The 568-nt window shown below is 33.6% G+C and carries 1 protein-coding gene; it reads right to left on the bottom strand.

What is annotated here, in order from left to right; all coding sequences use genetic code 11:
- Positions 1-138: 138 nt before the first annotated feature.
- A partial coding sequence (locus ICJ85_RS16125) for a hypothetical protein (protein ID WP_206688057.1) occupies positions 139-568 on the bottom strand: 430 nt, incomplete at its 5' end.

Below are 568 nucleotides of genomic sequence, written 5' to 3'. Positions count from 1 at the left end.
CAACGGTTTGGCTATGATTTCGGCGTGGATAAATCCGCAGGATTTGTCCGCAGAGAAATCAGCTTGGTTAAATTAATATATTTTTCAGAATAGTACATAAGCCACGCTGAATTATAGCCGTTGTTGCCCACAGTATTTTTAGTTTTTTTTGAATAATTTTTTTATCGTATTCCACATAGAAAATCCTTTTTCATTATTTGGGTCAGTTAGCCAATAACCACAAACGTTGCAAATTACTTTATCCTTATAACGGGCTTTTCCCATTAGTCCGTCAAGCATAGGAAAGTCAAATTCATCAGTGTCAGTCCATTCTACTTTCTCTATCCTTAACTTTCCAGATTGACATCTTGGGCATCTTAAAATTTTGTCCTTGTAATTTAATTTTTCAGAGGTTATTTTCTCAATTTCAGAATCAGTTATATGATTTTCAATCAGGAATTCATTTATTTCTGATTGGGTTTCTTTCATATAGGTCGGGAGTTTATACTTGGCAAAATAAGCTAATTCACGTTTGTTTAAAGATTTTAGAAAGGTTCTTACTCTGCTCATTTTGATATTGTGGGCAACG

The organism is Aestuariibaculum marinum (assembly GCF_014596975.1).
GTDB classification, from domain to species: domain Bacteria; phylum Bacteroidota; class Bacteroidia; order Flavobacteriales; family Flavobacteriaceae; genus Aestuariibaculum; species Aestuariibaculum marinum.
Note: the sequence above shows the minus strand (reverse complement) of the source record. Positions and strands in the feature narration are given on the sequence as shown.